This is a genomic window from Pricia antarctica (assembly GCF_900101815.1).
GTDB lineage: Bacteria > Bacteroidota > Bacteroidia > Flavobacteriales > Flavobacteriaceae > Pricia > Pricia antarctica.
Window position 1 is genome coordinate 45431 of record NZ_FNAO01000009.1, and the last position, 15306, is coordinate 60736.

Sequence of the window (15306 nt, forward strand, 5' to 3'; positions counted from 1 at the left end):
AAATAACCCCGAAAACCTATGAAAAGAATACACAGCTATATTTGGCCGACCATCATAGCCGCTGCACTGGCCCTTGGCATTTTCGTAGGTGGCAAACTACATTTTAACGATTCCCCCGAAAAACTCTTCAGCACCAATTCCAAAAAAGATAAACTCAACCGGCTCATCGATTATATCGACTATGAATATGTCGACGACATCGATACCGATAGCATTGTAGACGTCACGGTAAATCAAATATTGGAAAAATTAGATCCGCATTCCGTTTATATCCCAAAAGATGAAATGGGAAGGGTCTCGGAGAACATGAAAGGGGATTTCGTAGGTATCGGCATCAATTTTTATCCCTATAAAGATACCATTGCTGTTATCAGAACTATACCCAAAGGCCCCAGCTCCCTCAACGGAATTAAGGCGGGTGATCGCATTTTGATAGCCGATGACGATACGCTGTACGGCAAGAATTTCGCCAGCAATGCCATCGTTAGCAAACTAAAAGGCAGGAAAGGGAGCTCGGTAAAGTTGAAGATTTATCGAAAAAGCACTGATAAAACCTTTACCGTAAACGTTAACCGTGGTGTAATACCTATCAAAAGTGTAGAAGCCTATTTTATGATGACAGACGATATGGGCTATATCAAACTAAACCGTTTTGCGGAGTCTACCTACAAAGAATTCAAGTCCGCATTAAACAGCTTGCGGAAACAGGGCGCCAAGAAACTCACCTTGGACCTTAGGGATAATCCTGGGGGCTATTTGGGGATTGCCGAACAATTGGCCGATGAGTTCTTACAGGATGACAAATTGATTCTCTTCACCAAGAACAAAAAGGGAAAAATCGATAAGGTCCGTGCTACCAAAAAGGGAAGCTTTGAAAATAAGCCCGTCTATGTCTTGATCAACGAACGTTCTGCCTCGGCCAGTGAGATTATTGCAGGCGCCCTACAAGACAATGATATCGGCACCATAGTTGGCCGCCGCTCCTTCGGGAAGGGACTCGTACAGCGTGAAATGGAACTCGGCGATGGGTCAGCAGTGCGGTTGACCGTCTCAAGATATTATACCCCTACCGGACGCAGCATCCAAAAATCATATAAAAACGGGATCAAGGATTATTATCAAACCTTTACAGACCGGTATCATAGCGGGGAAATGATTTCGGTAGACAGTATAAAAGTGGCGGATTCCTTAAAATTCACTACGCCTAAAGGCAAGGTGGTCTACGGTGGCGGCGGTATCATTCCCGATGTTTTCGTACCGATCGGCACGAATGAGGAGGAAGCTGTGGAAAGTATGGACAGTTATGGCTGGCTTTCCTATTTTATTTTTGAACATTTGGATGGAAACAGAAAACAATACGCCGGTTATTCGGAGCAAGAGTTTATTGAAGATTTCTCGGTGGACGATATTCTCTTTGAAGATTTCGTGGATTACTCCCTTCAAAGAAGCCTGAAAATGAATTTTTACGATTATGAAAGGCCTATCAAAATATATTTGAAAGCTGCCTTGGCCGAACAGTTATTTGGTCCCAACGTCCATGCCAAGATAAAAAGTTCGGAAGACGCCATGCTCAAAAAAGTTTTGGAACTAGACAACCCTGTTTTCAAACAAGGCGATGCCGAAGCTATCCAGGCAATTAATTAGTGTTGTGTTAAGCATTTTTGCAGAGGGCGCTAAGCGCACGTCAACATGGGGCGCATTACTTGCCCTCAATTTTTTGTTCGATTTTTTTGCTAGTCCTAAAAATGAGTAAAAGCGCTATTGCGCATAGCGGTGCCAAAATTCCAATTAAAGCCACAGTGCTATCCCCTTCAAAAGGATTTTCAAAATCAATCATCGTAACATTGTAGGCCATAAGTGCCAATGCCAGAACTATTAGGATTAGGTGTAGTTTCTTGTTCATGTTTCTATTTTAAGGGTGGCGAAGCAATGTGTCAGTTCCGTACGGTTTATTGTTTCCCTTTAAAATCTATTAAAGCCAAAGGTGGCGATGGGTTTTCTACTACTTAGGCGGTTCAGTACAATCTCATCCAATACATACATACCCATTATAACCATTCCCCTGTGGGACTTTTTGTCTAAAACAGTTGATTAATGTTGGTCGCGAACAACTTTACTGCAATCGCCAATAAAATCACTCCAAAAACCTTTCGGATTACACTGAGGCCGTTTTTGCCCAGAACCTTTTCAATTCGTTTTGACGATTTCAAGACCAGATATACAAAGATAGTATTTGCGATGATGGCTACGATGATATTCTCCACATGATATTCCGCACGTAGTGATAATATAGCCGTCAACGTACCCGCACCGGCTATTAATGGGAAAGCAATAGGCACTATCGAGGCACTTTCAGCTTCTTCTTCACGGTAAAGGCTTATCCCTAAAATCATTTCAATGGCCAAAAAGAAGATGATAAATGCCCCAGCCACAGCGAACGAATACACATCGATACCGATAAGTTTTAAAATTTCCTCCCCGACGAACAAGAAGGCCACCATGATTACCGCGGAAACAATAGAAGCCTTTTCCGATTGGATATGGCCCACCTTTTTACGCAATCCGATAATTATGGGTATGCTGCCCAAAATATCGATAACTGCAAAAAGTACCATGGTCGCCGTGGCGATTTCCCGAAAATTAAAATGGAATTCCATATAAGTGTTGTGTTACCCCCGTTTTAGTCGACCCGAGTCTTGTTCTTTTTCACCAAAAAGCGTTCTAAGCTTTATGACAAGAAAATTTTCGGCAAAACTACAGTTTATGAAGAGGATTCCCGTAGAGAAATGCAAATAAATTACGGTTCGTAATCCCTTGTGGAAAAGCTATCTTTGCGCACCAAAAGTTCCAAAAATGTTCCAACTAGGAAAAACCATAGTATCCGAAGATATTATTGAGAAAGATTTCATCTGTAACCTATCGGCATGTAAAGGCGCATGTTGTATCGACGGTAATGCAGGGGCGCCGATAGAAGATGACGAGACCGAAATTCTGGTGGATATTTACAGCAAGGTAAAACCCTTTTTACGGCAAGAAGGTATAGACGTAATCGAAGAACACGGGGCTTTCGTAAAAGGTGAGGATGGGGAATGGGAAACCCCCTTGGTCAATAATAGTGAATGCGCCTATGTGACCTTTACCAAAAACGGAACGGCAAAGTGCGGTATCGAAGAGGCTTATGAAAAGGGTGTCATAAAGTGGAAAAAACCGGTGTCCTGCCACCTCTATCCCGTTCGGGTGCGGGAATACACCGAACTCACGGCCGTAAATTACCACAAATGGCAAATCTGCGACCCCGCCTGCGCTTTGGGCGAAGAACTGCAAGTGCCCATTTACAAATTCGTAAAGGAAGCCTTAATCCGTAAGTTCGGGGCGGAATGGTATTCGGAACTAGAACAAGTTGCGGATGAGCACAAGTGAAATCCCAAATTCTAACTTCCAAAAATTTTAGCTTAGATTCTTTCCTGCCCCTAGGCTTTGAGTCAAAAGCGAGGACATTCGTTTAGAAACAATGCAACTAAGGTATACCCAATAATTGTAGGACTTTGCCTAGATCACCTGGATTCACCCAATCGTTGCATAGCTGGCAAACCAAATACCAATGCCTTTTTGGGATTTGTGCTGGAGTTTATAATTTTTTCATGCAGTAGGAAGATGTAGCACAACCTTGGTGCCGCTAGCCTTTCCGCTTTGGTCAAACAGGTCGACAATCTCCAAATAAAATGAATTTTGATACTCTTTGGCAAAGTTGGCCAAGCGCTCTTTGGTAATCTCGATACCTACCGATTTTCGTTTCAATATTTTATTCGCCTTTAACTTTTCAGAGGCTTCCCGGCCTATACCGTTATCGGTGATGGCAATATGAATATACCCTTTTTTGTCACTTGAGATATGCACGTTGATGTTTTTTTCGCCTTGCTTGCTTGACAATCCGTGCCAAAGGGCATTTTCGAGAAAAGGCTGTAAAATTAACGAGGGAATACGTACTGTGTGGGTATCGATATCGTTATCAACGGTGATGTCAAAATTTATTTCGTTCGAAAAACGGATGTTCTCGATGGTCATATAAAGTTCGACGGTCTCCAGTTCTTCGGCCAACGGAATTTCCCTAACAGAGGATGATTCCAGAATTTTTCGCACCAACTTTGAAAATTTGTTCAGGTAGTGGACGGCATTTTTCTGTTCGTTGTTGATGATGTACAGTTTAATGGAATTCAGCGAATTGAACAAAAAATGCGGATTCATCTGGCTACGGAGCATGCTCTGTTCCAAGGTCAACAATTTCTTTTCGTTCTTGAGCTGGTATTGCCTATAAAGAATATAAAAAATACCCGCCAACAATGCTAGGGCAATGCCGCTTATGAGCAAGGTAGTTTTGGTCGTGGCCAGTTGCATTTGGATATTTTCGTTCTTTTGGGACAATTCTTTCAGATTGTTGCTGTCCTTCACCGCATTATAACGAAAAATCATATCGTTAACATAGCGAACCGTACCCTCGTTCAAGATTTCTTCATCGATCTGGTCCGCTGTTAACTTATGGTCCAGTGCCTTTTTGTAATTGCCCGTATGCCCGAAAAGCTCCGATAAAAGATGATTGGCCTGTGCGGATGCCTCCTGCAATTCTAATGAATCAGCAAGTTTCAGGCCTTCGAGTATATTCTCTTCCGCCCTGCCATATTGCCCAGATCGCATTTGCGCCCAACCCAAATCGATGTAAACAGGAGAAGTCAAGTATCCGTCGCCCAATCTTTGCGCCATGGGCAAGGCGGACTTGAGCAAGTTCAGGGCCTCGTCAATTTGATTTTGTTTCAGGTACACCTGTGAGATGCTTGTCTTACAGATGACACGGCCCATATCGTTGTTGATCTGTTCGTTATAGGCCAGCGAGGTACGGTAATTCTCAAGGGCCAGATCGAGCTTGCCTTGCGCTTCAAGACATTGACCGATATTTTGATGGTTGACCGCAAGCCCGAGGGTATTGTCCAATTCGGCTTCAAGTTTCAGGGACTTTTCAAAATAGTCAATGGCCTGGTCGTATTGCTTGAGCATTAGATAGAGGTTACCTATGCCGTTGAACGAAACGTTAATGCTTCTTTTTAGATTTTCGGATGGGTTTTTGATATCTTGGGCCAGTTCTAGAGCCTTTTGATGGTAATCCATGGCTGTGCGTAGGGAAGATATTCGGCGGTAAGCCACCCCGAGATTGTTCAGGCTATATACCCTAAAATCCAAATTATCGGCTTTTTCTGCAATGGCAAGCGCCTCTTTGTGCAAGGCAATGGCCCGATCGTATCGCGAGATATTGCGATAGGTTCTGCCGAGTTCGTTAAGGGCATATGACTGTCCCGCCGCATAGCGGTTGACTGCCGAGGTGTTGGCCACATGACGCATGAGCAGGGTGTCCCCCCTATTTTGGCCCAATATACTGTGAATATCGGCAAAGGCGTCCGGTTTGGCCTGTACTAGACTATCGACACTATTCAAAAAGGTATCGGGTATCGATTGAGCATATCCTCCAAAAAATACAAGGAATAAAAATACAGGAACACAAAGTTGCGCGGGATTTAAAACCCACAGACGGGGGAAAGCTGCGTTAAAAGGAATTTGGGATTGCATGAAATCAAATGCTACAACATATCTAAAAATCCGGATTTTTTCTGTCGGGATACTGGAATTTTATGGTTTGACTTCAAAACAACATAACCATCGGTCTTCAGAAACTCCTTTATCTTGCTTAAATTGATGATATATGAATTGTGAATCCTAAAAAAGGAATCGTCCGGTAGCAGTTCGTTAACCTCCTTCAACTTTTTGGTAAGCACCATCTTGTGGCCGTCGACCAGATATATGGTACTGTAATTACCGTCTGATTCGGCGTAGAGAATATCATCGCTATCCAAAAAAACCAACTTTCCGTCCGTATTGAAAGTTATTTTTTTATGAATGGCGTTCGCATTGAAGTTCAACAGTATTTTCTCTAACCGCTCTGCCGTAAAGTTCTTTGCGTTGTATTTTTTGATTTTTGCTATGGTGTCTTTGAGATCGTCGGAATCAATAGGTTTCAGCAAGTAATCAATGGCCTCGTTTTTTAGGGCCTTGATAGCGTATTGGTTATAGGCAGTCGTAATGACCACTGGAAAATTTTTGTTCGTCAGTTTTTGGATAAACTGAAACCCGTCCATCGTCGGCATTTCGATATCCAAAAAAAGGCAGTCCGGCGTATATTTTTCCAAATAAGCCAGGGCCTCAAAAGGATCTGTGAATGAGGCCTCGACATGAATTTCATCGCTAAAATTGGTCAGTTCCCAAGTAAGGCTCTGCAATGCCTTTTTTTCATCATCTACGATTACGGCTTCTAACATCTGATATTTTTTAAAGTTAAGGCACTGTTTTGCTCGAGCCCTGAAGCCAATTCCAAAACTACCAGTCAAGATGACTCCGTAGAGCAAACTCTAATTTACTCAAATATAACCGTATACTCGTGACTGAAATCGTTAATTGTGCGGATGGGTATGTATGATGTACGATCGGCATAAAAAAGTACTTCAATGGGCAAAGAGGGTTTTTCATTTCGTGAAGGTTGTTCAGTACCCATTTCCCCGACGGTAACCTACATATTAACAGATTACACAACAACTTCATGCACTTTCACAACAAAAATTTACCGTTCATCGAATACTGGCTTAGATTCGTCCTGTATTTGAAATTTAAAGTTTGACTTATTACTGACTGTGTAACCAAACTTAACCAACCCTACTTAAAAAGAAAAGCCCTCCTGACCGGAGGGCTTTTCAATTATATGTACTCTATTTCTAGTCTGGGCCTTACCTAAAAGGCATAGTTGAGTCCGAACAACCAATAGGTTTGTAGATCGTTGTCGGTATTCTCGAATGTTGGGATCGGTGTAGGGACTGGAGTCTGGGCAAGGGCATTGGCAAGGGATTCTTGGTGGTTGCCCCTCAGGCCAAATTCGAAACCGAGTCCGATACCTTTCCATAGCGTGTAGCCCAAGGAATTTATCCACGTAAAATTGGAGTAATTAGCACTTTTATAACTCTGAAAGGTCGAGAAATTGGATTTAAGATTTAGTTTTCCAAATTTACGAGTATAATCGGCGACAATTTTCGCGCCGGCAGAGGACTCGTAAATATTGTCAGTACTTGTGAATACGAAATTGTAGTTCAAGGGATGGACAACTACGGTCAGATTCTCAATAGGTGTCCACGTAGCACCCACACCTAAATCGAGATAACCCGGGTCATTAAAGTTATTGATGAGAGAGGTACGATACTCGCCCAAAGCGGAGACAGCGAATTTTTTGCTCAATTTATATCCATAAAGCGAGGTCACTGTAAAAACATCGGTCGTGCCTTCGAAGTCTTCACTATCGGTATTGATGTCCTTATTATCCAACTTCACCCATTGTAGGTTTGCATTTCCCGAATTCTTCCAAAAGAATTTGTCACGGTCTAGGTTGGCAAAGGCATTTACGGTAACTCCAATATTACCCGATGAATTATTGGGTACGCCTTGTGAATACCAGTTGTTGAAATTGGAAAGGTTGGCGCCTATAGTACCAAATGCACCTATTTTCCAACCCGGAAACGAATTAATTTGGCTTTGGATGCCATCGACCCTGCCCTGAATTGCACTTATAGAGTCATTTTTTGCAGCTTTTTCAGCTTTTAATTCCTCCAATGTCTGCGCAGAGCCTACAATAAAGGCAAGACAGGTCAGAGATGTCAACACAATTTTCTTCATCATCATGAATATTTATTATTTGAAATTTAAGACGGCAAAAGTAAGAATTGCTAACAACAAACCAACAAACTTTTCAACAAATTTAAGGGCTTTACTTAGGGTATAGTTGCAGTTATGAAAAGTTACTTTTTCTTAAATAGAGGTACGGAAGAGCAGGCCTCACCGTACATGAGGGACTTAACAACGGGTTGGAGCTTTTGGGTTATCAACAAATAAGCATTGGGTGGCACAGGTTTGTTGGAGCAGCCTTTAACAATGACGAGACGGCCTTCGAACTCGGAAACATCCAACTTTTCGATAACCGATTGAAAGAGTGAAGTTTCGAGTTGTTCAAGGTTACCTTGTACAGTTTTCGAAGCGTAAGGCTCTAGCTTTGTAGCAATAAGCATATAGGCCCATCCCGGTACGATAGCTTCCGACGAACAGTGCAAGGCCACAAAAGCGTCTTGGTACTGTGCCCAATCGTGTTGCATCAATGCTGCCCTGAATTCTTTTTCCTTAAGGATAATTCCTTCATATAGCCAATCCTTTATATCCAAAAGAATTCTTTTGCCTTCGGGATAATAATCCTCAAGGTTAAACGTGAAGATTTTGCTTTGGGAGACTCTGTTTAGAATAGTTTCTTCGTTCATAACATCCCGAGTTCCAACTTGGCTTCTTCGCTCATCAGATCTTGGCTCCATGGAGGATCAAAGGTTATTTCGACTTCGGCATCCTTAACCATATCTAACGATTTTACCCGCTCCTCAACTTCCGCGGGTAAAGATTCGGCTACCGGGCAGTTGGGAGATGTCAGGGTCATAAGAATTTTCACCTCATTATCCTCATTTACGAACACGTCGTAAATCAATCCCAACTCATAAATATCCACAGGAATCTCTGGATCGTATATGGTTTTAAGAACGGTGACGATTTTCTCGCCCAACTCATTGGTGTCTATTGTTATTTCTTCGCTCATATTACAAGTTTATGGGTTTATGAGTTTATGAGTTCATGAGCGGTATATAAACTCATAAACTAGGCCGATGGCCAACATAAACTGATAAACTAGTTCAATTGTGTTTGGTACGCCACCGCGTAAAGTTTCAATTGTTTGATCATACTGACCAGGCCATTGGCCCGATTGGGGGACAAATGCTCCTTTAGACCAATTTCATCAATGAATTCGGTATCTGCCTCGATAATATTCTGCGGTTTTTGGTCACTGAAAGCCCGAATCAATATCGCTATAATACCTTTCGTTATAATTGCATCGCTATCTGCGGTAAACACCAGTTTATCATTCTCAAGTTCGGCGTGAACCCAGACCTTGCTTTGGCAGCCTTTTATAATATTGTCATCGGTCTTGTACTTCTCATCGATTAATGGAAGCGACTTGCCTAGTTCGATCATATACTCGTACCGCTGCATCCAATCATCGAACATGGAGAATTCCTCGACGATTTCTTGCTGAATTTCTTTAATTTCCATTCCAACTATTTAAGAACCCGTTTAAACTTTTTCCTTTCCTTTCAAATATTCCATTTTAGGTTGCAAACAAAAGATTTGAACAAGTCCTATACAAAAATACGATAAGTAAGGTTCCCCATCAAAGGTTTATGATAGTTATGGGATTGTGCAAATTCAACTTTGAAAAAGTTCATCAAGATATTTAGGACATTTGCAGCTTCAAATTCGTGAGCGGCTATTTTTTGAAGGCCATTCGCTTTATCAAGGTTTAAAGAAGCATGTTAACCGCCCGTTTTACCCCTGCTACCAAGGCATCGACTTCTTTCTTGGTATTGTAGAAGCAAAAACTGGCCCTTACCGTACCGGGAATTCCATAGAAATCCATAATAGGTTGGGCACAGTGATGCCCGGTTCTTACGGCAATGCCCAATTTGTCTAAAATCGTCCCGATATCGTAAGGGTGTATTCCTTCAATATTAAAGGAAATGACAGAAGTTTTGTTCTTGGCGGTGCCATAGATTTTGAGTCCATCGATATCCAACAATTTTTGAGTAGCATATTCCAACAGCTCATGTTCATAGGCAGCTATTGCCTCGAAACCTATTGAATTCATATAATCCAAAGCAGCGCCAAAAGCGATTCCCCCACAAATATTGGGTGTACCGGCCTCGAATTTATGGGGCAGCTCGGCATAGGTAGTTTTTTCGAAAGTTACCTCCGCAATCATTTCGCCACCACCTTGATACGGCGGTAATTTGTTGAGCCATTCTTCTTTTCCATACAGCATTCCAACACCGGTAGGACCGCACATTTTATGAGCGGATACCGTGTAGAAATCTATATCGAGCTTTTGCACATCAACTTTGATGTGCGGTGCGGCCTGTGCACCATCAATCAAGACGGCCGCTCCTACGCCGTGGGCCTTTTGTATGATTTCTTCAATGGGATTAATGGTGCCCAAGGCATTGGAAATATGGTTACAAAAGACCAGACGGGTCTTGTCGGACAGTAGGTCATCGTATTTGTCCATCAGCAATTCGCCTTCCAAGTTCATGGGAATTACTTTTAGGATGGCCCCGGTACGCTCGGCCAACATTTGCCATGGCACAATGTTTGAATGGTGCTCCATGGCGGATACCAATAGCTCGTCTCCCTTCTCTAACAAGGTTGAAAAACCGTTCGCGACAAGGTTGATACTATGAGTCGTGCCCGACGTGAAGATGATCTCGTGGGATTCAGCGGCATTGAAATGGTTTTGAATCTTATGCCGTGCCGCCTCATATTTGTCGGTAGCTTCCTGTGAGAGGGTATGTACGCCTCTGTGAATATTCGCGTTGTAGTTGGAATAATAGTCGACAATTGCGTCCATGACCTGTTTCGGCGTCTGGGAGGTTGCGGCGTTATCGAGATAGACTAAGAGCTTCCCATTGACCTCTCGTTTGAGAATGGGAAAGTCCTTTCGGATTTTCTGTACGTCGAGCATAGTAGTTTCCATAGACTGCAAAGATACCGAGTAAGCTTTTAAATGTCGAAGGCCAGTGCGCTTTTATATTTTTCCTTGATGTAGATTCCAAACTGGAAAAATAAAATCGTAATCGATCCAATTCAAATTTCCATCAACAACCTTGAAACTTAAAAATTGTGATCCGTCCAGATACTTCTTTATTGAGGCATGCATTGATTTCATCAAAAAGCGCTTACAATCGATTCACTTTTCCGTACCGCCAGTACAAGATATTCGCACGCTGAAGTCACCAATATAATTGGGACTTCCTACGGAAAGTCTATCGTTTTCTGTTGGTATAATAGCATCTAAAAAGCCGTTTTATTAAAGGTCAAACCCCAAATTAACCCCCAACTTTTTGGCAATCAACTTGTTTATACGCGTCTTTAATTCCGGAATCCGAACACTGGCGAGTACATTGTTGGCAAAGGCATACATCAACAAAGCACGGGCCTCTTTTTCAGGAATACCCCTTGTTTGTAGATAGAAAAGGGCTTCGTTGTCTAATTGACCTATTGTGCAGCCGTGGGAACATTTCACGTCATCGGCGAAAATTTCCAGCTGGGGCTTAGAGTTGATGGTGGCCTTATCGCTGATCAGAATATTGTTGTTTTGCTGAAAGGCATCGGTCTTTTGGGCAATTTTGTCGACGATAATCTTTCCGTTGAAAACTCCGGTGGAATTTTCGCCATAAATCCCCTTGTAGTCCTGATGGCTCTCGCAGTTGGGCTGCTTGTGATGTACTAGGGTATGGTGATCGACATGTTGTTTCTCGCCCAAAATGGTCACCCCTTTCAAAGTGGAATCGATAAATTCCCCATTTTGGTAGAAGTTCAGATTGTTTCGGGTCAATTTTCCGCCAAAACAAAAACTGTGGATTTTTACCACACTTTTATCCTTTTGGTCGATATAGGTGTTGTCAATTAACGAGGCCGTGGAATTATCGTTCTGAATTTTATAATAATCGACAATAGCGCTCTTGGCGGCAAATATTTCCGTAACTGAATTGGTCAATACTTCATTAGAGGTCAAACTCTGATGCCTTTCGATGACCTGAAGTTCAGCATTTTCTTCGACCACGATCAGATTTCGGGGCTGTAGCATTAAAGAGGCCTCGTTACCCGTGGCAAAATGAAGGATTTCGACCGGTTTTTTGGGCATTTTGTTCTTGGGGATGTAGATATAGGCCCCTTCCCTGCTGAATGCCGTGTTCAAACTCGTCAATGACTCGTCTTTTGAGGCAATCTTATTGAAATACACATCGATCACCTGTTTGTACATCGGTTTTGTCAAGGCGGCGCTCATTAAGCAGATGTCAACCCCATCGTGAGTGGTTTCGGATAGGTAGGAACTGTAGATGCCATCCACAAAAACAATTTTATAGGTATCGATTTCGTGTATAAAATATTTCTTGACGTCTTTGTATTCCAAGGTGTTCTCTTCCCTTGGAAAAATGCTGAAATCGGTCTTTTGAAGACTGTTGAGGGAAGTGTATTTCCAATTTTCCTCTTTTTTGGAAGGAAAGCCCCTGGTCTCAAAATTCTTCATGGCCGCCGTACGGATATCGTGTACCGAGTGTTCGACGTCGATATTGTTTTCGAACGCCATAAAGGATGATATTAACTTGTCTTTTAAATCCATCTATAAGATAATTTATTGTCATTCACGCCCTTCGGCTCCACTGAGGACAAACTACAGCGGGAATCATTTTCAATTAGCCCTTAATTTTGTTCAACGGATTGCCCTATGGCTCCATTCAAGATAAAACAAGGCGGGAATCTTTATCAAATATTGTTAAATACCGTGTAGGTATTATGAAGTATTTTCAGGTTGACTACTATGATCTGTCTACCTTCACTTCGACTGCCCATTTCTTTTAAACTGCAGCTTCTTGTTTTAACCAATCGTAGCCTTTATCCTCTAATTCCAAGGCCAACTCTTTGCCGCCGGACTTAACGATTTTGCCATCGTGGATAACATGAACGAAATCGGGAATAATATATTCCAACAACCGCTGGTAGTGCGTGATTAGGATTGTAGCCTTATCATCACTGCGCAATTTATTGACGCCATTGGCCACAATTCGAAGCGCATCGATATCGAGTCCGGAATCGGTTTCGTCCAAAATGGAAAGCTTAGGTTCCAACATGGCCATCTGAAAAATTTCGTTCCTTTTTTTCTCGCCACCGGAAAAGCCTTCGTTAAGCGAACGGGAAAGAAACTTTCTATCGATGTCCAGCATTTCTGATTTCTCACGGATAAGTTTCAGCATTTCTTTAGCGGGCATATCTTCCAAGCCCTTAGCCTTCCGTGATTCGTTGATAGCCGTTTTCATGAAGTTAGTAACCGAAACCCCGGGGATTTCTACCGGATACTGAAAAGAAAGGAAAACACCTTTGTGCGCCCGCTCTTCGGGAGAAGCTTCGTCAATGTCTTCTCCTTCAAATTCGATGGAACCTTGGGTTACCTCAAACTCCTCCTTTCCGGCAATAACCGAGGCCAAAGTACTTTTACCTGAGCCATTCGGGCCCATAATGGCGTGTACCTCGCCAGCATTGACTTCAAGGTTGATTCCCTTTAATATTTTTTTACCTTCTACGCTTGCGTGTAGATTTCTGATTTTTAGCATGTTGTTACTTATTTACGTATTTTTTCAAAATTGAGTCAGTTTCCTCCGACCTATATCGGTCGTTCCGGACAACCTATCCGACGGATCCTTCTAAACTGATTTCCAATAATTTTTGCGCTTCCACGGCGAATTCCATAGGCAGTTTGTTCAATACCTCCTTGCTAAACCCATTTACAATAAGTGCGATAGCCTTTTCCGTATTGATGCCGCGCTGATTACAATAGAAAATCTGGTCCTCGCCGATTTTACTGGTCGTGGCCTCATGCTCTATCATCGCCGTTGGATTCTTTGCTTCGATGTAAGGAAAAGTATGCGCCCCGCATTCGTTACCCATTAACAGGGAATCGCATTGGGAGAAATTCCTGGCGTTGTCGGCACGGCTATGTACCTGAACAAGGCCTCGATAACTATTTTGGGATTTTCCTGCGGATATGCCTTTGGATATGATAGTACTACGGGTGTTTTTTCCCAAGTGCACCATTTTTGTACCGGTATCGGCTTGCTGAAAATTGTTGGTCACGGCAATGGAATAAAACTCGCCGATAGAATTGTCGCCTTTTAGGATGCAGGATGGATATTTCCACGTCACTGCGGATCCCGTCTCAACTTGCGTCCAAGAAATTTTGGCATTCTTCTCGCACAATCCTCTTTTAGTCACGAAATTGAACACTCCGCCTTTACCTTCCTTATTACCTGGGAACCAATTTTGTACCGTTGAGTATTTTATCTCGGCATCATCCATGGCGACCAGTTCGACTACGGCGGCGTGCAATTGGTTCTCGTCTCGCGATGGTGCGGTACATCCTTCCAAATAACTGACATAACTGCCTTCTTCGGCAATGACCAAGGTTCTTTCGAACTGGCCTGTACCCGCTTGGTTAATTCGGAAGTAGGTGGACAGTTCCATGGGGCAGCGCACGCCTTTCGGGATATAACAGAAACTACCATCGGAAAAAACAGCGGAATTCAATGCCGCATAAAAATTATCCCGCTTGGGCACGACTGAACCCATATATTTTTTCACCAATTCCGGATGCTCTCGTATCGCCTCTGAAATTGAGCAGAAAATAATACCCTTTTCCGCCAAGGTCTTTTTAAAGCTCGTCGCCACAGAAACGGAATCCATGACAATATCAACGGCAACACCGCTCAATTTCTTCTGCTCGTCTACCGAAATCCCAAGTCTTTTGAAGGTGTCCAGCAATTCTGGATCTACGTCATCGAGACTGTCGTATTTGGGCTTACTGTTCGGTGCGGAATAATAGGATATAGCTTGAAAATCGGGCTTTTCGTAATGTACGTTAGCCCATTCCGGCTCTTCCATTTCCTTCCAATACTTGAAGGCTTCCAAACGCCAAAGCGTCATCCATTCCGGCTCTTCCTTCTTTTTGGAAATGGCGATAACGACCTCTTCGTTCAGTCCCGGGGGGAAGGTATCCGATTCGATATCCGTGTAGAAACCGTATTCGTATTCCTTCGTCTCCAACTCTTTTTTAAGTTCTTCTTCTGTATATGCCATGTTTTTTGATTAATCGATTTAAACGGGTCAATTAACGAACGGATCCCGATTCAAATTTTCAAATTATAGGGAGAAACTTTCTCCGCAACCGCAAGTACGCTGCGCGTTGGGATTGTTGAACACAAAACCTTTTCCGTTCAGGCCCCCTGAATATTCCAAGACCGTACCTACCAGGTATAGGAAACTCTTCTTATCCACTAGAATCCGAACATCGTTGTCTTCAAACACCTTATCGGAGTCATCTTTCTTGTTGTCGAATTTCAATTCGTAGGAAAGTCCACTACACCCGCCGCTCTTTACACCCACGCGAACGTAGTCTTTAGTAGCATCGTAACCCTCTTCGGTCATGAGATTGACTACCCTTTTTTTAGCTGTTTCAGATACTTGAATCATAGTTCATTGATATTGCACGAAATAGTCTACAAATATACGTGTTTCATAGGG

General features: G+C 42.7%; 15 protein-coding genes. 2 read left to right on the top strand and 13 right to left on the bottom strand.

The window, feature by feature from the left end:
- The first annotated feature begins 18 nt into the window (after positions 1-18).
- On the top strand, positions 19-1644 hold the full coding sequence (locus BLT07_RS17300; RefSeq protein WP_091872483.1) for a S41 family peptidase: 1626 nt from the start codon (positions 19-21) through the stop codon (positions 1642-1644).
- Between the two features lie 55 nt (positions 1645-1699).
- Here BLT07_RS17300 and BLT07_RS17305 read toward each other — a convergent pair whose 3' ends face one another.
- Positions 1700-1903, bottom strand: a complete 204-nt coding sequence (locus BLT07_RS17305; protein ID WP_091872487.1) for a hypothetical protein — start codon at positions 1901-1903, stop codon at positions 1700-1702.
- Between the two features lie 175 nt (positions 1904-2078).
- Positions 2079-2657: a MarC family protein gene (locus BLT07_RS17310; protein ID WP_091872492.1), complete on the bottom strand. Its 579-nt coding sequence runs from the start codon at positions 2655-2657 to the stop codon at positions 2079-2081.
- A 196-nt stretch (positions 2658-2853) separates the two neighbouring features.
- Between BLT07_RS17310 and BLT07_RS17315 the strand changes: the two genes are divergently transcribed.
- Positions 2854-3420 (top strand): DUF3109 family protein, encoded by a 567-nt coding sequence (locus BLT07_RS17315; RefSeq protein WP_091872497.1) that lies wholly within the window; start codon positions 2854-2856, stop codon positions 3418-3420.
- Between the two features lie 219 nt (positions 3421-3639).
- Here the strand turns inward: BLT07_RS17315 and BLT07_RS17320 are convergent, their stop codons facing one another.
- The 11 genes from BLT07_RS17320 to BLT07_RS17370 form a co-directional block, all read right to left on the bottom strand.
- Positions 3640-5484 (bottom strand): tetratricopeptide repeat-containing sensor histidine kinase, encoded by a 1845-nt coding sequence (locus BLT07_RS17320; RefSeq protein ID WP_245726583.1) that lies wholly within the window; start codon positions 5482-5484, stop codon positions 3640-3642.
- A gap of 143 nt (positions 5485-5627) precedes the next feature.
- The gene (locus tag BLT07_RS17325; protein ID WP_091872505.1) at positions 5628-6362 is read right to left on the bottom strand and encodes a LytR/AlgR family response regulator transcription factor; all 735 of its coding nucleotides are present in this window, start codon (positions 6360-6362) and stop codon (positions 5628-5630) included.
- 466 nt (positions 6363-6828) lie between these two features.
- On the bottom strand, positions 6829-7761 hold the full coding sequence (locus tag BLT07_RS17330; RefSeq protein WP_091873018.1) for a DUF3078 domain-containing protein: 933 nt from the start codon (positions 7759-7761) through the stop codon (positions 6829-6831).
- A gap of 122 nt (positions 7762-7883) precedes the next feature.
- The gene (locus tag BLT07_RS17335; protein WP_091872509.1) at positions 7884-8393 is read right to left on the bottom strand and encodes a DUF2480 family protein; all 510 of its coding nucleotides are present in this window, start codon (positions 8391-8393) and stop codon (positions 7884-7886) included.
- Positions 8390-8719 carry an SUF system Fe-S cluster assembly protein gene (locus BLT07_RS17340; protein ID WP_091872512.1) on the bottom strand — a complete coding sequence of 110 codons (330 nt, stop codon included), beginning with the start codon at positions 8717-8719 and terminating at the stop codon, positions 8390-8392. Before BLT07_RS17340 ends, BLT07_RS17335 begins: the two co-directional genes overlap by 4 nt.
- 89 nt (positions 8720-8808) lie before the next feature.
- Entirely contained in the window at positions 8809-9231 is a 423-nt protein-coding gene (locus BLT07_RS17345; protein WP_091872515.1) for a SufE family protein, read from the bottom strand.
- A gap of 247 nt (positions 9232-9478) precedes the next feature.
- On the bottom strand, positions 9479-10705 hold the full coding sequence (locus BLT07_RS17350) for an aminotransferase class V-fold PLP-dependent enzyme (protein WP_245726584.1): 1227 nt from the start codon (positions 10703-10705) through the stop codon (positions 9479-9481).
- Positions 10706-11038: 333 nt separating this feature from the next.
- The gene (gene sufD, locus BLT07_RS17355) at positions 11039-12355 is read right to left on the bottom strand and encodes a Fe-S cluster assembly protein SufD (RefSeq protein ID WP_091872519.1); all 1317 of its coding nucleotides are present in this window, start codon (positions 12353-12355) and stop codon (positions 11039-11041) included.
- Positions 12356-12590: 235 nt separating this feature from the next.
- Positions 12591-13343, bottom strand: a complete 753-nt coding sequence (sufC, locus tag BLT07_RS17360; protein WP_091872522.1) for a Fe-S cluster assembly ATPase SufC — start codon at positions 13341-13343, stop codon at positions 12591-12593.
- A 73-nt stretch (positions 13344-13416) separates the two neighbouring features.
- Entirely contained in the window at positions 13417-14862 is a 1446-nt protein-coding gene (sufB, locus tag BLT07_RS17365; RefSeq protein ID WP_091872526.1) for a Fe-S cluster assembly protein SufB, read from the bottom strand.
- A 63-nt stretch (positions 14863-14925) separates the two neighbouring features.
- Entirely contained in the window at positions 14926-15255 is a 330-nt protein-coding gene (locus BLT07_RS17370; protein ID WP_091872529.1) for a HesB/IscA family protein, read from the bottom strand.
- Between the last annotated feature and the right edge of the window lie 51 nt (positions 15256-15306).